Below are 22,975 nucleotides of genomic sequence, written 5' to 3'. Positions count from 1 at the left end.
AAGGCCGGGGCAAGTGAACAAAATCCACCTGCACTTTAATGCTCCGTTAGTGGTTGCGTAAATACGATCACTAAAAAAAACAGTTGATGAACGGTTTTAAAACTCTTTAAATGATGGGGTAAGGGATTGCTTTGCCCGTAAAAAAATAATGTTACCTGTTCTTGGGGTAAAACTGCACAGTTGTTAGTCTACTATCAAAGTTTTCAAAAGCAGTTTCCTTCAAGACGATAAAAAACAAACCATGATTCGTAAAGTAAAACAGTGCTTCTTTTTTTCAGTTGCCCTATCAGGTCTTTTACTATGCAGCAATGAATTAACTGCACAAGCAAGACCAACAACAGCTCCAGCCGATACAACAAATGGCGGAAACAGAACAATGCGTCCACCTGCTGCAGGCGGGTTAAGACCATACCAGGAAGTTGTGCCTGCATCTGCACGAACAGATAAAGGCATGTTCAGCGTGCATAAAGTAAGTGAACGTTACCTGTTGGAAATTCCGGATTCATTACTTGGCAGAGAAATATTAGTGGTGAACCGTATTGCCAAATCAGCCGCTGGCGGCAGAGCAGGTTTTATGGGTTATGCCGGTGATATGATCGGTGAAAATGTGATCCGTTTTGCAAAAGGTCCCAATAACAAATTGTTTTTATACAGTGTATCGCACCAGGAAGTATCGAAAGACAGCAGTGAAAATGGAATGTATCGTTCGGTGATGAATTCGAACCTGCAACCCATTGTTGCATCATTCGATATTAAAGCGTTGGCGAAAGATTCTGCCGGAGTGGTGATCGACTTCACTGATTACATCAATACTGATAACGATATTTTTTACTTCGAAGCAATGACCAAGCGCCAGCTTTCATTGGGTATGATGCAGCCCGATAAATCATTTATCAGCGGCATGAAATCATTTCCACAAAATATCGAGATCGGAACTGTGCGTACCTATATGCGTACACCTGCACAACAACAGGGACAACAAAGTTTTGGTCCGGCAACAGGTGCACCTGCAACTTACGAACTCAACAGCTCCTTAGTGTTGTTACCAAAAACACCTATGAAGCCACGTTATTTCGATAACAGGGTTGGTTATTTCGCAACAGGCTTTGTTGACTTTGATGCAAATCCTCAGGGTGTGAAAACAACGGCCATGATCACACGCTGGAGACTGGAACCAAAAGCAGAAGACATTGAAAAGTATAAGCGTGGTGAATTGGTAGAACCAAAAAATCCCATCATTTATTATATCGATCCGGCAACACCAAAAAAATGGGTGCCTTATTTAATACAGGGTGTAAACGATTGGCAGGCTGCATTTGAAAAAGCAGGTTGGAAGAATGCCATCATTGCAAAAGAAGCTCCGAAGAATGATCCTGAATGGAGTGTGGAAGATGCACGACATAATGTGATCGTGTACAAACCATCGGATGTAGCAAACGCAAGTGGTCCGCATGTGCATGATCCTCGTAGTGGTGAAATTATGGAAACACATATCAACTGGTACCATAACATTATGGAGCTGGTGCATAACTGGTATATGGTGCAAGTATCACCACTTGATCCAAAAGCAAGAAGCATGCAGTTTGATGATGAACTGATGGGGCAACTTATTCGTTTTGTATCATCGCATGAAGTAGGACATACATTGGGCCTTCGTCACAACTTTGGTTCTTCTTCAACTGTGCCTGTTGAAAAACTGCGTGATAATAAGTGGTTGACAGAACATGGTCACACACCATCTATCATGGACTATGCACGTTTTAACTATGTGGCACAACCGGAAGATAATATTGATCGCAACAACCTGTTTCCACGTATTGGTGAATATGATAAGTGGGCCATTGAATGGGGTTACAGATGGATGCCGGAAGAACAAAAAGAAACATTGAACAACTGGATCATCAGTAAAACAACTGCAAACCCTTATTTGTGGTTTGGTACAGAAACAGATGCAAACGATCCACGTGGACAAAACGAAGATCTTGGCGACAATGCGATGAAAGCAGGATTGTATGGTATTAAAAATCTGAAGCGCATTGTACCTAATCTTATCACCTGGACAAAAGAACCAACAGAAGGTTATGCAAGCCTGCGTGAAATGTATACGGAAGTAACAGGACAGTTCAACCGTTACATGGGCCATGCAGCAAAAAATATCGGTGGTATTATGACCACGCCAAAAACAGTGGAAGAAAATGGTTCGGTGATCGAGTTTGTATCGAAAGCAAAACAAAAAGAAGCCATGGCTTTCTTACAGGAACAATTGTTTACCACACCAACCTGGTTACTCGATAAAAAGATATTCTCGTTAACAGGCGCAGGTGATATGAATACGATTGCTAACATGCAGAACGGAGCACTCGGTCGTTTGCTCAGTAATGCAACCATCAGCAAATTATTGTTGTTTGAATCAGTTCATGGAGCACAGGCATATACAGCAAAAGAAATGTTGGATGAATTAAAGAGAGGCATCTGGAGCGAATTGAAATCAGCAAAAGCAATTGACATCTATCGTCGTAATCTGCAGAAATTATATGTTGAACGTTTGATCGCATTAACCGCAGAAGCACCTGCCGCAACTGTTCCCGGTGCACCAAATACAAGTGCTGCTGTAAGTAAGATGAATGATGGTCTGTCAATCGTGAAAGGACACATGCGTACGTTGCTTGCAGAAATTAAAGCAGCGATTGCAACCAGCAGCGATCCGCTCACCAAATTACACCTGCAGGATCTTGCAGACAGATTAACCACATCACTTGACACTAAAAAATAAAGATCATGAGGAAACTAGTATTGTTCGTTGTGTTATTAGTGGCAGGCTTTATGGCCAATGCCAAGGTACAAAACCCAGTTAAGTGGGCGTACAAATTAAAGAAAGTAAACGCCACTACGTACGAAGTGCATATTACCGCCACCATTGATAAAGGCTGGCATATCTATTCACAAACAACACCCGATGGCGGGCCTGTACCAACAGCTATCAACTTTACTAAAAATCCATTGATTACACTGGTAGGTAAAGCCAAAGAAGTGGGTAAGCTTGAACAACGCCATGAAGAATTGTTTGGTGTGGATGTAAAACAGTTTTCCAACACGGTAAACTTTGTGCAAACCATTAAAGTAAAAGCAGCTGTTAAAACAGCTGTATCAGGAACGGTTGAGTTCATGGTGTGTAACGATACACAGTGTTTACCACCCACCAGCAATAAATTTTCATTGGCCATTCAATAGTTAAACGATGAGAAAGATCTGTGCGGTTCTTGGCCTGCTGTTCTGCTTTGTTACAACAGCAGTTCAGTTGCAGGCTGCCGATTCGTCGGCTGTAACATTCAGTTATAACAAACAACGCATCAGCGATAAGGAAATGCTGTTGCAGTTAAGGGTGAGTATTAAGCCCGGGTATAAACTGTTTGCTTTGCAGAAGAAAGAAGAAGATGTGTTATTCTCAACACTCAATTTCGATTCTGCTGCTGCCAAATATTTGTCGGGCACTGTTACCGAAAAAGGAACAGCAAAAACAGAACTTGATGCCGGCACAAAGGCGCAGGTAAGTTTCTTTTCCGATTCGGTGTTGTGGGAGCAAAAGATCAATGCAACTGCAAGCGATAGCTTTTTGGTAAAAGGAAACATCAGTTACCTCTTTGCTAAAGGCGATGAATACTTACCCGGTGAGCAATCGTTTAAGTTTTTTATTCAACCGGAAACGACAGCAGTAAACACAGCTGCTGATGGGAGTAATTCTGTTGCAGATAAATCATTGCTCTGGATATTTCTTGCTGCCTTTGGCGGTGGTTTACTGGCATTGCTTACACCTTGTGTGTATTCAATGATACCCGTTACCGTTAGTTTCTTTACCAAACGCAGCAAAACAAAAGCAGAAGGTATCCGCAATGCTTTGTATTATGCAGGTTCTATTGTGGTGATCTTTACACTGCTTGGCTTTTTGGTCACACTCATTTTTGGTCCGGCAGCGTTGAATAACCTTGCCACCAACTGGATCGCCAATCTTGTGTTCTTTGCTTTGTTTTTGATCTTTGGTTTTTCATTTCTTGGAGCATTTGAAATTACATTGCCCTCAAGCTGGACAAACAAGAGCGACTCCAAAGCAAGTACCGGAAGTTTTCTCGGTATCTTCTTTATGGCATTAACACTGGTGCTGGTATCATTCTCCTGCACAGGTCCTATCATTGGTAATTTGTTGGTTCTTGCTTCAAAGGGAAGTTATTTTGGTCCCCTAGTAGGTATGCTTGGTTTCTCCACTGCTCTTGCATTACCGTTTGCTTTGTTCGCTTTCTTCCCCAGTAAATTAAATGTATTGGGAAAAGCAGGCGGCTGGTTGAATGCTGTGAAAGTAACACTCGGCTTTTTAGAGCTGGCACTGGCATTGAAATTTTTATCGAATGCAGATTTGGTAAAAGGATGGCGGTTGTTGGATCGTGAAGTATTCTTAGTGTTATGGATCGTCATCTTTGCATTACTTGGTATTTATCTGTTGGGTAAACTCAAATTTCATCACGATGATGAATTGCCAAAGAATGATTTTGGTTTGCCCTATCTCACTGTAACAAGGTTGATGTTTGCGATCACTGCTTTTGCATTTGCTGTGTATATGATCCCCGGTTTATTTGGTGCGCCATTAAAAAGCATCAGTGCATTTGTGCCGCCCATGGGTACACAGGATTTTGTAATGGGAGCAGGTATTCATCAGCGCCCTGAAAGGAACGCTGCTACTCAGCATCCGCAGAAATATTATGAACAGATGAAAGTGTACGAACCGGAAGTGGTAACAAAGTATGGCATGGTCACTTATTTCGATTATGATGAAGCATTGGATGTTGCAAGAAAATTAAAGAAACCATTGATGCTTGATTTTACCGGTATCAACTGTGTGAACTGCCGCAAAATGGAAGGACAGGTGTGGAGCGATGCAGCAGTGATGAATAAACTGAAAGAAGATTTTGTGATCGTATCGTTGTATGTGGATGTGCAGAATGTTGACCTGCCGGAGAGTGAACATTATTTCTCCAAAGCATTGAGCAAACAAGTGGAAACGCTGGGCGATAAAAATGCAGACCTGCAGGTAACAAGCTATGGTGCCAACAGTCAACCCTATTATTTCTTCCTCGATGCCAATGAAAAAAGGATCGTTCCCGATGGATATGGTTATGATCCGGATATCAACAAGTTTAAACAACTGCTGGATACCGTAAAAGAAAAATACGCAGCAGGCAATCAGTAAAACTATGATCATGCAGAACGAACTAACATCAAACAGCATCAACAACGATTGCGGTTGTTATGATGCTTCACCTTCCGTATCGGATAAATTGGAAAGCAAGTTTCGTCACCTCTGGGGATTGGTGGGCAATACACCTATGCTTGAAATTGCTTACAAATACAAAGACGAGTGCAGAAAAATTTATGTGAAGTGTGAGAACTATAATCTTACCGGGAGTATTAAAGACCGTATGGCCCTGTATATTTTACAGCAAGCCTATCGTCAGAATAAAATAAAACCAGGCGATACCATTGTGGAAGCCACAAGTGGCAACACCGGTATTGCCTTCAGTGCAATTGGTAAAGCATTGGGACATGATGTAACCATCATTATGCCCAACTGGCTCAGTAAAGAACGTATTGATATCATCAAGAGTCTTGGTGCTGATGTGGTACTCATCAGCAAAGAAGAAGGTGGTTTCCTCGGCAGTATTGCATTGAGTGAACAAATGGCTGCTGCAGATAAAACAGTTTTCTTACCGCAGCAATTTGAAAATTTATACAATGCTGAAGCACATGAAAAAACAACCGCCAAAGAAATTTGGATGCAGTTGCAAAGCATCGATCTTACACCCGATGCATTTGTTGCTGGTGTGGGCACAGGTGGTACAGTAATGGGCATGGGTAATTATTTGCGTAAGCGTAATCCTGCCATTAAAGTACATCCGTTGGAGCCTGCAGAATCACCCACACTTTCCACTGGTTATAAAGTTGGTTCGCATCGAATACAAGGTATTTCCGATGAATTTATTCCTGCTATTGTAAAGCTTGATCAATTAGATAAAGTAGTAAAAGCATCCGATGGTGATTCCATCATCATGGCACAGAAGTTAGCGAAGCAATTAGGATTGGCAGTAGGTATTTCATCGGGTGCTAATTTTTTAGGTGCTATTCAGTTGCAGAACGAAATGGGTGCAGATAAAGTTGTTGTAACCGTATTCAGCGACAGTAATAAAAAATACCTGAGCACCGACTTAATGAAAGAACAACCGATGCGCCAGGAATATTTATCACAACATATTGAACTGATCGATTACAAAGCAATCGATCGATTATAATTTGGTTTAAGTAAGAATGTTTTCTCATGTTGATTGTACCCGGAGGATTGTGTCGACTTTCCTCCCGGTTAATCACAAATGTCAAAATCAAAAAAGCAGTTCAATTGAACTGCTTTTTTGTGCCCGGGACTGGATTCGAACCAGCACGTCCTTTCGAACACCACCACCTCAAAGTGGCTTGTCTACCAATTTCAACACCCGGGCTTAATTGGGCAGCAAATGTAAAGTGCTTGCCCGACCTCATCAAATTTTTTTTTAGGGCGGGAAAAATGTAAAATGAAAAATAAAAAATAGCCGCTTGCAGCTTATTTCTTCAACACAATTCTGAAAGTAGTACCCTTACCCGGTTCGGAATGTTTTACATACAGCTGGCCTTTGTGGTACTGTTCAATAATGCGTTTGCTCAGCGAAAGGCCTAAACCCCAGCCACGTTTTTTAGTAGTAAAGCCCGGTTTAAATACTCTGTTTACGTTTTGCGATGCAATGCCCTTTCCGGTATCACTTACATCAAGGATAATACTCCGTTCTTCGTTATGCATATCAACGATAATATTGCCTTTTCCATCCATTGCATCCAATGCGTTTTTCAGCAGGTTTTCAATAACCCAATCGAAAAGGGGAGGCGAAATTTTAGCGCTCATCTCAGCAGCATTTTTCTTCACATCCAGGTGAACCTTTCCTGTTGCACGTTTGCGGATGTATTCAACCATTTCTTCAACCTGTATCACCACATCATGCTGTTCTAACTGCGGCGTACTGCCGATTTTTCCAAAGCGATCGCTTACAAGTCGTAAACGTTGTACATCTTTTTCAATTTCGGTAGCAATTTGCCGGCTGCTATCTTCTTCTTTCAACATTTCCACCCAACCCTGTAAAGAAGATACAGGTGTGCCCAGCTGATGTGCCGTTTCTTTGGCCATGCCTGCCCAAACCTGGTTTTGTGTTGATTTATTACGGATCTGCAGGGAGAAGATCGTAATGATGATAAACAGCGCCACTATAAACAACTGCACCATTGGGTAATACTTTACCTGCTGCAGTAATACCGAATGACCATAGTAATACTTGTTAATGAGCAAAGGTTGTTTGCTTATTTCAAGTATGATGGGTTGATTCTGTGTTTTAAATGCTTTCAGTTGTTTTTGCAGGTACATGGGGTCGGCAGCAATTTTTGTACTGTCGATGTTAATGTAACTCACTATGCTGTCCTTCTCATCTGTTTCAATAATGGGGATCGATTTCTGTTCATTCCGTATCAGCGATGGCAGTTTTGTATCGGCATCAACAGGCGCATAAATCAGGAAACGGCCTGCTTCAACCCATTGCTCAACTTTCTGTCGCTCTTCCACAGCAATTTTCCCGGCTAAATAATTCGAGTAGAAAATAGTACCCGTAACAATAAGTATTGCAACAAGTGCCAACAACGTGCGCCAGTTAAAATATTGACCAAGCATGCCCTAATTTAGAGAAGGTTTGGCTCTGTTGAACTATTTTTGAAAAAATATTTATCGCCCTTGCAAACTCAACCTGCAGTAGCTGTTGTAATTCTTAACTGGAATGGAAGAAAATTCCTGCAGCAATTTTTACCATCAGTACTTGCATCAACTTATCCCAACCTGCGCATCATTGTTGCCGACAATGCATCAACCGACGATTCGGTTGCGTATGTAGAGCAAATATTTCCAACGGTTGAAGTTTTAATAAGCAAAGAGAATTATGGTTTTGCAAAAGGGTACAATCATTTTCTCCAAAAGGTTCAATCGGATTATTATATTTTGCTCAACAGCGATGTGGAAGTGGAACAGGGTTGGATTGAACCGGTAATCAGTTTGATGGAAAGCGATGCATCAATTGCAGCATGTCAACCGAAACTATTGGCGTATCATAACAAAACCGAATTTGAATATGCAGGTGCAGGCGGGGGATGGATAGACATGTTGGGCTATCCTTTTTCCCGTGGGCGGGTGTTTGATGAGTTGGAAAAAGACGAAGGGCAATACAACAACGCAACCCCCATCTTTTGGGCAAGCGGCGCAGCTTTATTTATCCGTGCCGATCGCTTTCATGCAATGCAGGGCTTCGATCCGTTCTTTTTTGCTCACCAGGAAGAAATTGATCTTTGCTGGCGACTGCAACGGGCGGGCTATAAAATTTATGTATGTCCACAATCCGTAGTATACCATGTAGGTGGCGGCACATTGCCCACCGGCAGTAATCGCAAAGTGTATCTTAATTTCCGCAATAACCTTGTAATGATTACCAAAAACATGCCCTGGAGTGAGCTTTGGTGGAAGCTGCCGTTGCGGTTGGCATTGGATGGATTATCGGCCTGGAAAGAGCTTTTGGCAGGAAAAGGAGGGTATTGGCTGGCGGTTTACAATGCACACATGGCTTTTTGCGAATGGGCATTGGGCAGGCAAAAACGAAACACGCAAGCCTACCCTGTATTGCAAACTGTGTACAAAGGCTCTGTGGTATACCAATACTTCCTCAAAAAAAAGAAGAAATTTTCTGAAATTGTAAAGCAAGGGTAAACAGATGTTGCGATCATCCCTTACATTTGCAACGATAAAAAACTGACGCATATATGGCACACGAAACTAACGATACAAAGCAAAAAGACATTACCCGCAACTGGGTAACATCATCCCGTTTTCTGTTTTATGTTCAACTGTTTTGTATTGCTGCGTTTTTATTAGGCGGTTGTTACAAATTGTACAATTCACGCTATAAAGGCAAGCCTGCTGTAGAAGTACCCGAAAGCACACTCTACAATCCAAAGTATAAATAAGTTACTTGTTTAAATAACTGAACCCTCTTAACAGAGGGTTTTTTTATAGCATTTTGCAGCATTGAATATGAATACACCAAAACAGCTTTACATCGCAACAGGTATTGCCATACTGGTAAGTTTCTTCATTTACTATCCTGTTTTTTTTACCGATTATGCGTTTACCGATGAAGCGCACCAGCTCTGGAACAATAAAGACGGTTCTAATTTTACTATTTTTTTAAACCATGGCAGGATCATAACCGGCTGGTTATTCGATGCTGCTTTCGCAAACATTCAATCTGTAGGCGATATAAAATGGTTGCGGATGTTTTCTTTTGCCAGCCTGCTTGTATTTATTCTTGTATATGCTGTTTACGGAAGAAAGCTGTTTAAACAACTTGGTCTGCCTGCTGAATTATGGTGGCTTTCAGTTGTGTTTATCCCTTGCAGCTTATCTGCCGCTATTTATATTGGCTGGGCATCCTGTGCAGAAATATTTTTTGCAACAACCACAGCTTTTCTTTCGGGCTATATTCTTTTTACCAAACTCAATAGTAGCGAACAATATATTCAAATACCAACCGGAACACTTGTAATGAGTGTTGTATTCGCTTTAAGTTCGCTGTTTACCTATCAAACGGCATTTGGGTTTTTTCTGTTTCCATTTTTCCTCTATTTCATTTCGAAGAAGGCTGCAAAAACTGACAGAACAGTTGTAATTGGAATTGTATTTTATCTTGCCTGTTATGTTCTCTATTATTTACTTTTTAAATACTCATTAAAAGTTTATAACGTAACTGCAAGCGAAAGAACAGCAATAAATATCGATCCGTTGGGGAAGCTCAGTTTTTTCTTTTCCTATCCGTTAGCACAGGCGTTTAGTTTTAATTTTCTGTACAATGCCAGGAGTATTGTGTCGCAACTGTTTTATCCTGCAATGCTGGTTTTATGGATGCTTAGTCTCTATTGGCAAAATAATAAAAAACAGGTTGGTAAAATTTTACTGCATGTTGCTTTCTGTATTGGTTTTTTTGTGTTGATGTATCTGCCATTGATGATCTCACTCGAAAACTTTGCATCTTACCGAACAATGTTTGCTTTTAATTTTGCAGCTTTTGTTATCCTGTGTTATAGCCTGCTGACATTTTTTAAAAGCGAGCCAATTATTCGTTGGGTTACTGTTACCGCATCGTTGATTTTAACTGTAACGGCTTTTTACAATTACCACTACAATTTCTCCAAACCGTTGGCAATGGAGTATCAAACTTTACGCAACGTTTTTTTAACGGCGTATAAAGAAGGAGATAGTGTGCTTCTGAAACGGCCTCCGGTTAATGCATTTAAACCTCTTTACGGCATTAATTATTATACCGATGAGTTTGGTTATCCTTCAACTGAAAAAGACTGGACAGCCGATCCTTTATTAAAACAATTGTTGTTGGAGAAGACAGGAAGCCGGGAAAAAGCAGGGCGTTTGATTGTACTACAATATGCCCATGCCGATTCAGTGCAATTTAATGAGAAGCGAAGAGCATTTTCAGGGTTAGTGATTGATATGGAACAACTAATGATGAAAAATAATGCTGAATGAGTTATGCAGGAGAGAAAAGAAAAAGTAATTTTTTTAGAAATTTTTCTTCAACTTTTTTGTCAATATTAAAACGTCCCTTACATTTGCACCCCAATCGTTCTTTAACACATCAGCGGAAGTAGCTCATTTGGTAGAGCACGACCTTGCCAAGGTCGGGGTGGCCGGTTCGAGCCCGGTCTTCCGCTCAAAGTCCCGCTCACAAGCGGGATTTTTTTTCACTAAACGGATGCCCCGGTGGTGGAATTGGTAGACACGCAGGACTTAAAATCCTGTTCGCAGCAATGCGAGTAACGGTTCAACTCCGTTCCGGGGCACAAAAAAAGCGACGAATTATCGTCGCTTTTTTTTATGCTCATTACTTCCTGTTCATTATCATCATTCATAACTATACGTTACATATCCCATCAGTTGTTTCTGTTTGCTGAAACAGCTTTCTTTTGTTTTTAATCCCTGCTCATTGTATTGGTAACGCCAGGTAACATAATCGCTGCTGCCGCTTTGTACAGAGATCATTTGTGTTAATTGCGATTGTTCGTTGTACTCATACATATAATCAGGCAGTAAACGTTTGGCTCTTGTGTTATAACGTACAACATCTGTCAAACGGTTTTTATCATCATAATAATAATACCAGGTTTCTGTTTGTTTGTTACGGCCTGTTATGATCTCTTCACCAACATTTCCTTTCTCATCGGGCTTAAACTGTACATAACTGGTATCTGTTACATTTTTTATTCGCAGCATCGATACAGGAAAACCGGTTGAATCATATTTGTATTCATGCCGTACTGTTTCTTTTGTTTTGTATGCATAAGCCTGCGATACATTTTCAACCACCAGCAAACGGCCGGCAGCATCGTACACGTAATTCGATACGTTTAATGTTGTGTTCGAGCTGTCGGCACTGCGTATCAATTGCCCTTTTGTATTAAACTGTGTTACCAAAACCGATTGCATGGTAGCAATGGTTTGCGTATACGTTTTAATGATGTTGTAGGCAGGAGTAATTTCCTGGAAACAGATAAACTGATCAACAGGTTCTCCTGTTGCTTCGAACGATTGTAATACAACCTTTCTTACTTTATTGGTTTTGTACTGCTTTACCTGGTTCGTAGCCTGCTGAGTACTTACAATATCTTTTTGATAATACTGGCTGCTGCCGGCTAACGGCAACAACATCACTGCAAGAAGCTGAAAATAGAGTTTACGCATATGGTTGTTCAAAGATATTCCTGAAATAAGAAACGTTTGGGGTAATCTTTTTATTTTTAGCAAAAGCAAAAGGGTATGTCGCACGGGCACGAACGAAAGGAAAAAAACTGTTTAAACTGTAATGCAAGGGTGTTTGGCCGTTATTGTCATGTATGCGGACAGGAAAATATTGAGCCCAAAGAGTCGGCATTCGGACTTATTACGCATTTTTTTAACGACATCACGCACTTCGAGGGTAAGTTTATTACCTCTTTACGATACATTCTTTTTCGTCCGGGTTTTTTGGCAAAAGAATATGAACGGGGCCGCCGTGCAAGTTATATGAACCCGGTGCGGATGTATGTATTTACATCAGCATTTTTCTTCATTGTTTTCTTTTCCTTATTTAAAGTGCCCGACGAAGATGTGGCGATGAGCTATAATAAACTGGAAGAACGGTTGAAGAACAGCAATGCCAATTTCAACGTAAACTTTGTAACCGGTAACATTACGGTTGATAAAGTGGTTGTGGGTAACATTAAGCAAATGGAAAAGGTGAATGATCGTTTGATCGATTCCATTGCCAATGCTGCAGCAAAAAAGGATACAGCTTCAACTGCAGTTGCCGACTCAACAGAAGAATCGGGTTCTACGCTTTTTAATTTTGGTAAACGTTATACAACTGTAGGGCAGTACGATTCTGTACAGCAAACATTGCCGGCAGCAGAAAGAGATGGATGGTTAGGTACGCAGTTGAACAGGAAAGTAATTTATGTAAACAATAAGTACAGTAAAAGTCCCGGACTTGCCTATGCACGCATCTTCGATGTGTTTCTGCACAAGCTGCCAACTATATTATTTATATCCCTGCCTTTGTTTGCACTCATCTTATCGTTGTTGTACATACGACGCAGACAATACAATTATGTAAACCATGCAATTTTCAGCATCTATTATTATATCTTCTGTTTTTTAACTCTGCTCATTTATTTTGGTACCGATAAACTTTCGGAGCTTACACATTGGCGCATTTTTTCCTGGTTGGAGATCATCTTGTTCCTCTCGTTTTATGTGTATCTCTACAAAGCGATGCGGCATTATTACCTGCAGGGGCGGGCAAAAACAATTTTGAAATATATGTTTCTGAATTTCGTGTTTTTATTTGTGATCATTTTCCTGTTTGCCGGGTTCTTTATTTTCTCGGCTTTAAATATTTAAACTATGCAAGCAACAGCAGACAGCTTTTTACGTTTGGTGAAAATTATGGATGAATTGCGGGAACAATGCCCGTGGGATAAAAAGCAAACCATTCATACACTCCGTCAGCTTACTATTGAAGAAACCTACGAATTAACCGATGCTATTTCTGAAGAGAACTGGAAGCATATTAAAGAAGAGCTGGGCGATCTGATGTTGCACCTTGTGTTTTATGCAAAGATCGGTACCGAACAACAGCAGTTTACATTGCCCGAAGTGTTGAATGGTATTTGTGAAAAGCTGATTGCCCGTCATCCGCATATTTACGGCGATGTAAAAGTTACCGACGAAGAAGAAGTAAAACGTAACTGGGAAAAGCTGAAAATGAAAGAAGGCAAAACCTCTGTATTAAGTGGTGTACCCAAAGGATTACCATCGATGGTAAAAGCAATTCGCATACAGGAAAAAGCAAAGCAGGTAGGGTTTGAATGGGAGAATAAAGAGCAAGTGTTTGAAAAGATAGAGGAAGAAATAAATGAGTTGAAAGAAGTAGTAAACACCTGCGAACAGGATAAAATAGAAGAGGAGTTGGGCGATGTGTTTTTTTCTCTGGTGAATTATGCACGGTTTTTGCAGATTGATGCAGACCATGCGTTGGAACGTACAAATCAGAAGTTTATAAAGCGGTTTACACAAATGGAGCAGGAAGCAATTAGTGAAGGCAAACAGCTTACACATATGACGCTTGAGGAAATGGATAATATCTGGAACCGCATTAAACAGAAAAACAGGGAAGCGCAATAATATTTTGAACCACATTTTAACCATCCGCCGCTTTGTTTACCGAAATGGCTACCTGCTTATCCTGGCAGGTTGGTTACTTACATTTTCCTACTTATTTCAATATTACTGGTCGTACACCTCTGCGCCGGAACAGGTAAAGAAAACATTGCAGAAAGCAATTAATAAACGAGAGAAGGATTTTGCACGGCTGCTTACCGATTCTTCGCTTCTGCTGAAATTAAAAACCGGTAAGGCCGATTTAGAAACCGTTGAAAAACTTGTAGAGAAAGATTATTTCATTTTTGTGGCAAGCGATGGAGACGATGGTTTTCAAACACGCTTCTGGAATACACAGGCTATTTTACCCACTTACCAATTATGGCAACGAGCAGATGGTATCTGGTTCGAGCAATTAATCAATGGATATTATACAGTTTATAAAAAAACAAAAAAACTTGGCGATGGAAGTATTTGCCAGGCAATGGCCTTAATTCCTGTTAAATGGAATTTTTTTGTTGAAGCCGACTACATCAGTAACGATTTTGCATACCTCAGGGGAATAGAAAAATATTACAACTTAAGTGATGTTGAACAATCGCAACTAAAAGTGCAGAGTACCGACGGTACAATATTGTTCTGGTTAAAAGAACTCAACAATCTGCCACAGCCTTTAAACAGTACAACCATTATTTTCCGTTTGCTGGCAATGCTGTGCCTGTTTATGTTTTTGCATAAACTGTCTGCAATGCTTACCGAACTGTACTCGTTTGCAGCAGGCTTATCATTTCTCATAGCGGTTATTCTGCTGTTACGCATTTCAAGTTATTATCTCCCTATACCATTTAATCTGCGTCAGTTCGAGCTGTTCGACCCATCTGTGTATGGCTCCAATAAAATATTACGATCCCTGGGCGATTTGCTCATCAACTCTTTTCTGTTGTTGTGGATATTGCTTTTTATACGGCGGTACGCAAAACTGGCAAGAAAAATTCCATTGAAGTTAAAAGCGAATGCAGGGCTTATTATCAGCACATTGCTTTTATTCGGCACAACAATTCTATTTGGTAACATTATTAAAAGTCTTGTTTCCGATTCGCAGATTTCGTTTGATGTTATTAATATTTTCAAACTTTCTATTTTCAGCTTTGCAGGTTTTTTTGTGTTGGGTTCGCTTGCGCTGAATTATTTTATTATTGCCGATTGGCTGTCGGGCTATCTTAAACATTACAGCCACCGACGTATTCCTTTGCAATTGCTCACACTTACAGTTGCAGGTCTTATTTATCTTACATTCAACATTAATTCCTCTTCCGTTATTTATCAGTTGTGTTTGCTTGGCTGGTTGTTACTGCTTGTAATGTTGCTTAATAATAAGCGGATGCGGCTTAACTTCTTATCATCAAACGGAAAAACAATTTTCTGGTTATTTTTCTTTTCACTGTCGCTTACACTTTTATTAATAAGCGAAAACGGAGAACGGGAATGGAAAGACCGTATTCGTACAGCCGAAAAACTAAGTCTGCAAACCGATCCCTCTTCGGAAAGTTTATTGAATATTGCCATGCGCAATTTCAGAAGCGAATTTCTTCAAAGCGAGTTTCGTCGTTTTTTTGTTTCCGGCGATAACCAGTTATTAAAAGACAGTCTTATTAGTGAAAATTTCAGTGGCTACCTGAACGTATATGAAACAGAAATTTACACGTTCGATAAGGATGAGAATCCATTGTTTAATATCGATTCAGTTTCATTCAATACTTTAAATACGGTGTACAATCTGCAAAGCAGACGTACCAGTTCTGCAGAATGGAAGTATTACGAAGAGTCGTTCGACAAGTTTTATTACATCGCAAGAAAAGTAATTACTGATACAGCCGAATCAGGTCAGCCAAAGGGCTATGTATTTGTAATATCACGCCCTAAACGTTATGCCGATGAAAAGTTTAATGCGGATATCTTCTATCGTTCCGATACAAAAGTTCCTGATAATACGGTTTCATATGCCTATGCCATTTACAAAAGCAATGAACTCATCAGCAGCGTAAACGATTATCCGTTCCCCATTCATCTCGATAAAAAAGCAACAGGAGAAAAAGCTGAACGGAAAGTAATCAAGAAGGGTTACTCCGAACTGTGGTACAACGCATCCAACAACTTCACCATTATTATTGCAAAATCGCAAAACAGGTTGCTGGAAACAATTACACTGTTTGCTTACTTGTTTTGTGTGTTTTTATTGATGCTTGCCTCTTTCAGACTGGTGCAATATTTTTTGCAGTTAGGGTTGCGTCCTGCTGAATGGAAAGCACATTTGCAGCTAACCTTCCGCACACAGGTGCATACAACCATCATTGGCATCAGCATTTTTTCATTTCTCGTTATCGGGGCATCTACTATTTTCTTTTTTATAAACAGGCATAGCAGGATTAATAAAGAGCGCTTGTCAAGATCGATTGCCATCATGAAAGCAGAAGTTGAAACTGCTTTAAGTAATCATGCACTTTTGGATGATGTGTTGAAATTGTACGATGCACCTTCATCGGCAGAGTTAAAAGGAAAGATCAATCGTATTTCCGAAATACATGGCGTGGATGTAAATATCTACGACCCTAACGGTAATCTGCGGATATCGTCGCAGCCATATTATTACAACAAAGGTTTATTAAGCTCCAAAACAGATCCGCTGGCATACTACAAACTTTCAAGAGAGTACCTGGTACAAACAATTGAAAACGAAAAAGTGGGTAAGCTTTCGTATATGAGTATTTATGTGCCGGTGCGTGATGATGATGGTAAAACCTATGCTTATCTCAATATTCCTTACTTCACTTCGCAAAATGAGCTCAAGCAGGAGATATCGAATTTTCTTGTTACACTGATAAATCTGAATGCGTTTATATTTTTAATAGCAGGGTTAATTGCATTTTTTGTTACAAGCAGAATCACCAATTCATTTGCCATCATTAGTGAAAAAATGAAAGAGATCAAACTGGGAAAAACAAACGAAGCCATTGTTTGGAACAGGAACGATGAAATTGGTGAGCTGGTACAGGAATACAACCGAATGGTAAAGCAACTGGAAGAGAGTGCAAATTTACTTGCACGAAGCGAAAGGGAAGGGGCATGGCGTGAAATGGCCCGGCAGGTAGCTCATGAAATTAAAAATCCGCTTACCCCAATGAAGCTGAGTATTCAGTACCTGCAAAAAGCAGTTGACAGTAATTCTGCAGATACCAAACAGATTTCGCAGAACGTTGCCAAAACATTGGTAGAGCAAATTGATTATCTTTCTAACATTGCATCCGACTTCTCCAGCTTTGCCAATATTGGCAATCCCCGTATGGAACGGGTAAATCTTATTGCATCGGTACAATCGGTAGTGGAATTGTTTAACATGCAGGAAAATGCGCAGGTTGCATTTACTACTACAATTAATGAAGCTTACCTCATGGCCGATAAAACACAACTCAACCGTTTGTTTACAAACCTGATTCGTAATGCCATTGAAGCTGCAGGAGAAGAAGAAGCGGTTGTTGAATTGCACATTGATTTGCGGAATGATAAGGCAGTTGTTGCAGTGCGTGATAACGGACAAGGTATACCTGCAGAACTGCAACAGAAAATATTTTATCCCAACTTTACAACAAAAACTTCAGGTACAGGTTTAGGACTGGCCATGTGCAAGAGCATTGTAGAACAAATGAAAGGCGATATATGGTTCACTACAGAACAATACAAAGGCAGTACATTTTTTGTAGAACTGCCTTTACTGATGACTGGTGAGTAGTAAGTGAAAGAGCACTTTCATTATCCGCTGCTTACTACTATCCACCCGTCACTAACTACTCACTTTCCCCGGCTTCTTCTTTCTTTAATAATTGTGTTTCGATGATTTCTTTAAACACTTTTTTGGGAAATGCACCGGGCTGCATCATCGGGTCATCATTAACAGGAATAAATAAAAAAGTAGGAATGCTGCGAATACCAAACACTGCTGCTAATTCCATTTCGGCATCTGTATCAACTTTATAAACAATCAGTTTGTCTTTGTATTCATCCGATAATTCTTCCAGCACAGGCGCAACAGCTTTGCAAGGACCGCACCAGTCAGCATAAAAATCAATAATAGCCGGAACTGATCCCTTGTATTTCCATTCTTTCTCGGTATCGTAGTTAAAGATGTTCTCTTTAAAATCCTGTGTGGTAAGTTTTACTGTAGCCATAAAAAAGAATTTGTCTGTAAAAGTAACTGAAAGCTGCATGTATGCTGCAGACAAAAGCACAGGCGCAATATTTGCCTGTAACAGCAGGTAAAAGGTAACACAGTTACGAGAAGAAAACAATTAAGAATTGCTGATTGTGGTTAGGATAGTAAAGTATTGATATTAAAAAGGGTTCATCAAACAACTGTTTGATGAACCCTTTTGTAAAAGAGAATGGAGTATTAATTCCAGCCGCCGCCCAATGATTTGTAAATATTTACTTTGGCATTAAACTGTTTCAGTTTGATCTCGATCAATTCAATTTTCGAATCCAATGCTTCACGTTGTGTCAACAATACTTCAATATAATCTGCTCTTGCCGATCGGAAGAGGTCGTTTGAAATGATGATTGACTTTGTAAGTATCTCCACTTCCTTCGCTTTTGTTTCAAAGCTCTTCGTAAAATTATCCATGCGTGAAAGCTGGTTCACTACTTCGATGTGTGCATTTAAGATTGAGCGTTCATAATTATAAACGGCCTGTATCTGTTTTGCATTGGCGTTGAAGTAAGTTGCCTTGATCGCATTCCTGTTAATCAACGGAGCGATCATATCGCCTGCTAAATTGTATAGGATCGATTCGGGTCTGATGAGATACACAGGATTGAACGCCTGCAAACCAACACCTGCATGTAGGCTGAACGATGGATAGAAGTTTGCCTTCGCTACTTGCACATCTAATTTCGCTGCTGCAAGTTCTAGCTCAGCCTGCCGAATATCCGGACGGTAGGAGAGCAGTTGCGATGGTACACCTGCAAAAATGGGATCGAATGCAAGATGATTGAACGCAGTTGAATTGCGTACAACAGGTTGCGGAAAACGGCCTGCAAGAAAATTGATCCTGTTTTCTGTTTCAACGATCTTCTGTTGAATTTCGAATTGCAGATTTTTTGTGTTGAGCAATTGTGCTTCAAAACGGTTCACTGCTAACTGCGTAACCTTCGCTGCGTCTTTCTCCAGTTTTACCAGCTGCAGTGCATTGTTTTGCAGTTCGATGTTTTGCTGAACAATGGTGAGCAGGTTATCAAGCGCCATCAATTCGTAATACGATTCAGCAATTTCTGCAATGATGTTTGTCAGCATAAAGTTTTTGCCTTCGATGGTTGACAGGTATTTCATCACTGCCGATTTTTTTGCGTTGCGCAATTTCTTCCACACGTCGAGCTCCCATGTAAAGTAAGTGCCCACCATAAAATCACCAACATATTTATGCTCTTTGTCTGGGCGTGCTTTCCAGTCTTCTTCCGATAAACCATCCCATGTGTATTTACCTGCTCTGTCAACAGCAGCGCCTGCTTTCAAATTCAGGAAGGGCATGTATTCCCCTTTACGCTGCATGATCTCATTTTTCGTCATCTCAATTTCCTGCAATGTAATATTCAACTCCTGGTTGTTGATGAGTGCAGTATCGATGAGTGCAATAAGATTGGGGTCGGTAAAGTATTGCCGCCATTTCATTTTTACAATGTTGCTGCTGTCCTGCGAGTTGTTATAAGCCGCAGGAACTGATTTGTTTTCCTGTTTGCCGGTAATGGCTGGCACTTTACAGGCACCAAGCCAAACAATACAGGCAACAAGTACAACGTATTTAGCTGTTATCTTCTTTGTCATTTTTATTTCTGATTCGTTTGATAATTTTTGTAATGCGTTTGCTGAGTGCACGGTCAGAGCCACTTTCGACAAAATCTTCACTCAATGGGTTTTCATCTTCGTCCCTGATAAGATGTCTGCTTTCTGCCATTTTACCGAATATGAAGTAAAGTCCCGGCACAATGATCACACCGAACACAGTACCGAACAACATACCACCCAATGCAGATGCACCAATAGTGTGGTTGCCAACAGCACCGGGTCCTGTTGCAATTACTAACGGTATCAAGCCGGCGATAAACGCAAAGGATGTCATTAAGATGGGACGGAAACGTGCTTTTGCACCTTCAATTGCTGCCTGCAAAACAGTTGCTCCCTGGTTGTGTTTCTGTACAGCAAACTCAACGATCAACACCGCATTCTTTCCAAGCAAACCAACCAACATGATCAATCCCACCTGGGCATACACATCGTTTGCAAGCCCCATTCCTTTTAATAAGAGGAAGGAACCGAAGATGCCCGGAGGTAATGAAAGCAATACAGCCAACGGCAGAATAAAACTTTCGTATTGTGCTGCAAGAATGAGGTACACAAAGAAGAGTACCACAAGAAATAAATACAACGCTTCATTTCCACGTTTCGCTTCATCGTACGATAAACCTTCCCATGCAATATCATAACCACGTGGCAACGATTGTTTCGCTACTTCTTTAATGGCGTTGATGGCATCGCCTGATGAATAACCTTTTGCCGGCATACCATTAATAAGTGATGAGATGTACAAGTTGTAACGTGCAATTTCATTTGGCCCCTGTGTTTTTTTGATTTTCATAAACGCCGAGTAAGGAACCATTTCACCATGATCGTTTTTAATGAACATGTTCAAAATATCGCCTGGTTGTTTTCTGAATTCGGGACCGGCCTGTGTGTACACTTTGTAATAATTATTGAAACGGATAAAGCCCTGCTCGTAGGTACTGCCGATCATGATGTTGAGGTTTTCCATGGCATCGCCAACGGAAACACCTTTTTGCATCGCCAGTTCGTTATCAACAAATATTTCGTACTGCGGATACTTGGCTGAGTAAAACGAAAATAAACCTGCCAGCTCTTTTCTTTTTTTCAATGCTGCAACAAACTCTGCATTTACTCTGTCGAATTCCTGGTAATCAACATCGCTGCCTTTGTCTAACAAACGCAACGAGAAGCCATCAGATGTACCATAACCTGGAACAGCAGGAGGTTCAAAGTATTCGATGTTGGCAGGAAGATCTTTTGATTTTTCTTCCAGCTCTTCAACGATCTGTTTTACGGAATGCTTCCGTTCTGACCAATCTTTTAAATTGATCAAACAAGTACCTGCATTGGAACCACGACCTTCAGTCAAAATTTCGTAACCTGCCAATGAAGTAACCGATGCAACACCTTCTACTTGTTTCGCCAGCAACTGCAACTTCCTTGATATTTCATTAGTACGTTCAAGCGTTGTGCCCGGAGGTGTTTGAATGATGGCATAAACCTGTCCCTGGTCTTCACTTGGAATAAAACCTGCAGGCAACACTTTGTTTATACCCATAATACCAAATGCAAAAGCGATCAAAATACCAAACGTAACTACTCTGCGGTTAACGATGAGTGTTAAGAATTTTGTGTACTTACCCGTTACACGTTCAAAGGTTCGGTTAAACCAATTAATAAACATGCTGATGGGTGTTTTGCGTTTTGGCTGACCATGTGTATTCTTCAGTAAAATAGCACACAATACAGGTGTAAGTGTAAGCGCCACAAAACCGGAAATGAAAATGGCGCTTGCCATGGTGAGTGAAAACTGGCGATACAATACACCAACCGGTCCACTCATAAATGCAACGGGCACGAACACGGAGATCATCACCAATGTAATGGCAATGATGGCTCCACTTATTTCGCCAATTACTTTTTTCACCGCAGCAAAAGGGGAGAGATGTTCTTCTTCCATCTTCACATGCACTGCTTCCACTACCACAATGGCATCATCCACCACCACACCAATTGCCAATACCAATGCAAACAACGTAATGAGGTTAATGCTAAGCCCAAAAAACTTCATTAAGGTAAATGCACCGATCAACGATACCGGTACAGCAAGAATGGGAATGAATGTCGATCGCCAATCGCCAAGGAAAATAAATACCACAATAGCAACAAGCACGAAGGCTTCCAGTAATGTGTGTATTACTTTTTCAATGGAGGCATCCACAAATTTTGATACATCGTAGTTGATCTCGTAATCAATACCCGGAGGAAAATCTTTTTTCAACTCCTGTAGTTTTGCTTTTACATCTGCAATAACAGTGTTTGCATTACTACCCGGGTTTTGTTTCAACACAAGCGATGCAGAAGGGTTGCCATCTTTGTTCGAATAGATATCAACAAACTCACTGCCCACTTCCACTTCAGCAATATCTTTCAGCTTCAGTATCTCTCCATTGGAGTTAGCTTTGATCACAATATTCTCATACTGCTCGGGTGTATTGTACCAACCTTTATAAGTAAATACATATTCCTGCGACTGTGCTGTTTTACCGGAGCTAAGACCAACACGGCCCGGCCTTGCCAATACACTTTGCTCATCAATTGATTTCAATACTTCATCTGCCGAAATGCTATACGCTCTCATGCGTTCAGGATTTAACCAAACCCTGATAGCGAATGAACGGCTACCAATGGCTTGCGCAAAACCCATCCCTTTGATACGTTGCAGTTCGGGTAAGATGTAGGTATTGGCATAGTTGAACAGAAATTTTTCGTCGATGTTTTTTTCTTTGCTGTAAAGATTTAAATACATCAACATACTTGGCTGTAGCGGAGAAATGATCACACCTTCACGTTGCACCAATGGTGGAAGATTGGTCATTACCTGGTCAACTCTCGATTTAACTCTTACTGCTGCAAGTGTTGGATCGGTGCCCGGTTCAAAGATCACTTCAATACTTGCTTCACTTGCACTCGTTGCATCGCTCAAGATGTATTGCATACCCTGCACACCGTTGATGGCACGTTCAAGAATTGTGAGTGTCGATTTTACCAATACATCCGCATTCGATCCGGGAAACTCGATAAAGATGTTTACCCTTGGCGGTGCTATTTCGGGAAACTGTGCAACCGGCGATGAGTTAATTGCCAACAAGCCCATGAACACAATTACGATCGATAGGGCAATGGCAAGAACCGGCCTTTTTATAAACTTATTAAACATTGTTCTTTTGTTTTTTGGT

General features: G+C 40.6%; 15 protein-coding genes and 3 tRNA genes. 12 read left to right on the top strand and 6 right to left on the bottom strand.

The annotated features are described in order from the left end of the window. Nucleotides 1-241 precede the first annotated feature (241 nt). Genes ESA94_RS17495 through ESA94_RS17480 form a run of 4 tightly spaced genes read left to right on the top strand, consistent with a single transcriptional unit; the run spans nt 242 to nt 6,335 of the window. A complete protein-coding gene (locus ESA94_RS17495; RefSeq protein ID WP_129132233.1) occupies nt 242-2,773 on the top strand; it encodes a zinc-dependent metalloprotease in 2,532 nt (843 codons plus the stop codon). A 5-nt stretch (nt 2,774-2,778) separates the two neighbouring features. Next, nucleotides 2,779-3,231 carry a protein-disulfide reductase DsbD domain-containing protein gene (locus tag ESA94_RS17490; protein ID WP_129132232.1) on the top strand — a complete coding sequence of 151 codons (453 nt, stop codon included), beginning with the start codon at nt 2,779-2,781 and terminating at the stop codon, nt 3,229-3,231. Nucleotides 3,232-3,238: 7 nt separating this feature from the next. Further along, on the top strand, nt 3,239-5,239 hold the full coding sequence (locus ESA94_RS17485) for a protein-disulfide reductase DsbD family protein (RefSeq protein WP_129132231.1): 2,001 nt from the start codon (nt 3,239-3,241) through the stop codon (nt 5,237-5,239). 10 nt (nt 5,240-5,249) lie between these two features. After that, complete coding sequence (locus ESA94_RS17480; RefSeq protein WP_129132230.1) at nt 5,250-6,335, top strand: PLP-dependent cysteine synthase family protein; 1,086 nt, start codon at nt 5,250-5,252, stop codon at nt 6,333-6,335. Nucleotides 6,336-6,455: 120 nt separating this feature from the next. Here ESA94_RS17480 and ESA94_RS17475 read toward each other — a convergent pair. Beyond that, nucleotides 6,456-6,539, bottom strand: a tRNA-Leu gene (locus ESA94_RS17475). Between the two features lie 101 nt (nt 6,540-6,640). Then, a complete protein-coding gene (locus ESA94_RS17470; protein WP_129132229.1) occupies nt 6,641-7,789 on the bottom strand; it encodes a sensor histidine kinase in 1,149 nt (382 codons plus the stop codon). A gap of 60 nt (nt 7,790-7,849) precedes the next feature. Between ESA94_RS17470 and ESA94_RS17465 the strand changes: the two genes are divergently transcribed. The 5 genes from ESA94_RS17465 (at nt 7,850) to ESA94_RS17445 (ending at nt 11,013) form a co-directional block, all read left to right on the top strand. Next, complete coding sequence (locus tag ESA94_RS17465; protein ID WP_129132228.1) at nt 7,850-8,869, top strand: glycosyltransferase family 2 protein; 1,020 nt, start codon at nt 7,850-7,852, stop codon at nt 8,867-8,869. A gap of 53 nt (nt 8,870-8,922) precedes the next feature. Continuing rightward, nucleotides 8,923-9,126 (top strand): hypothetical protein, encoded by a 204-nt coding sequence (locus ESA94_RS17460; protein ID WP_129132227.1) that lies wholly within the window; start codon nt 8,923-8,925, stop codon nt 9,124-9,126. Nucleotides 9,127-9,193: 67 nt separating this feature from the next. After that, nucleotides 9,194-10,699, top strand: a complete 1,506-nt coding sequence (locus tag ESA94_RS17455; protein ID WP_129132226.1) for a hypothetical protein — start codon at nt 9,194-9,196, stop codon at nt 10,697-10,699. A 112-nt stretch (nt 10,700-10,811) separates the two neighbouring features. Then, nucleotides 10,812-10,884: transfer RNA gene (locus tag ESA94_RS17450), tRNA-Gly, on the top strand. Nucleotides 10,885-10,927: 43 nt separating this feature from the next. Beyond that, nucleotides 10,928-11,013, top strand: a tRNA-Leu gene (locus ESA94_RS17445). 61 nt (nt 11,014-11,074) lie between these two features. Here ESA94_RS17445 and ESA94_RS17440 read toward each other — a convergent pair. Continuing rightward, complete coding sequence (locus ESA94_RS17440; RefSeq protein ID WP_129132225.1) at nt 11,075-11,911, bottom strand: hypothetical protein; 837 nt, start codon at nt 11,909-11,911, stop codon at nt 11,075-11,077. Nucleotides 11,912-11,986: 75 nt separating this feature from the next. Between ESA94_RS17440 and ESA94_RS17435 the strand changes: the two genes are divergently transcribed. Genes ESA94_RS17435 through ESA94_RS17425 form a run of 3 tightly spaced genes read left to right on the top strand, consistent with a single transcriptional unit; the run spans nt 11,987 to nt 17,654 of the window. Next, nucleotides 11,987-13,108 (top strand): DUF3667 domain-containing protein, encoded by a 1,122-nt coding sequence (locus ESA94_RS17435; RefSeq protein WP_129132224.1) that lies wholly within the window; start codon nt 11,987-11,989, stop codon nt 13,106-13,108. Nucleotides 13,109-13,111: 3 nt separating this feature from the next. Beyond that, nucleotides 13,112-13,891 (top strand): nucleoside triphosphate pyrophosphohydrolase, encoded by a 780-nt coding sequence (gene mazG, locus ESA94_RS17430; protein WP_129132223.1) that lies wholly within the window; start codon nt 13,112-13,114, stop codon nt 13,889-13,891. Between the two features lie 4 nt (nt 13,892-13,895). Further along, nucleotides 13,896-17,654 carry a sensor histidine kinase gene (locus ESA94_RS17425; protein ID WP_129132222.1) on the top strand — a complete coding sequence of 1,253 codons (3,759 nt, stop codon included), beginning with the start codon at nt 13,896-13,898 and terminating at the stop codon, nt 17,652-17,654. Nucleotides 17,655-17,709: 55 nt separating this feature from the next. Here the strand turns inward: ESA94_RS17425 and trxA are convergent, their stop codons facing one another. The 3 genes from trxA to ESA94_RS17410 form a co-directional block, all read right to left on the bottom strand. Further along, complete coding sequence (gene trxA, locus ESA94_RS17420) at nt 17,710-18,090, bottom strand: thioredoxin (protein WP_129132221.1); 381 nt, start codon at nt 18,088-18,090, stop codon at nt 17,710-17,712. A gap of 221 nt (nt 18,091-18,311) precedes the next feature. Beyond that, nucleotides 18,312-19,739, bottom strand: a complete 1,428-nt coding sequence (locus ESA94_RS17415) for a TolC family protein (protein ID WP_129132220.1) — start codon at nt 19,737-19,739, stop codon at nt 18,312-18,314. Next, on the bottom strand, nt 19,717-22,956 hold the full coding sequence (locus ESA94_RS17410; protein ID WP_129132219.1) for an efflux RND transporter permease subunit: 3,240 nt from the start codon (nt 22,954-22,956) through the stop codon (nt 19,717-19,719). Before ESA94_RS17410 ends, ESA94_RS17415 begins: the two co-directional genes overlap by 23 nt. Between the last annotated feature and the right edge of the window lie 19 nt (nt 22,957-22,975).

It is taken from the genome of Lacibacter luteus, from assembly GCF_004118265.1.
Classification (GTDB): Bacteria; Bacteroidota; Bacteroidia; order Chitinophagales; family Chitinophagaceae; genus Lacibacter; species Lacibacter luteus.
This window is presented reverse-complemented; position numbering and strand designations above follow the sequence as displayed.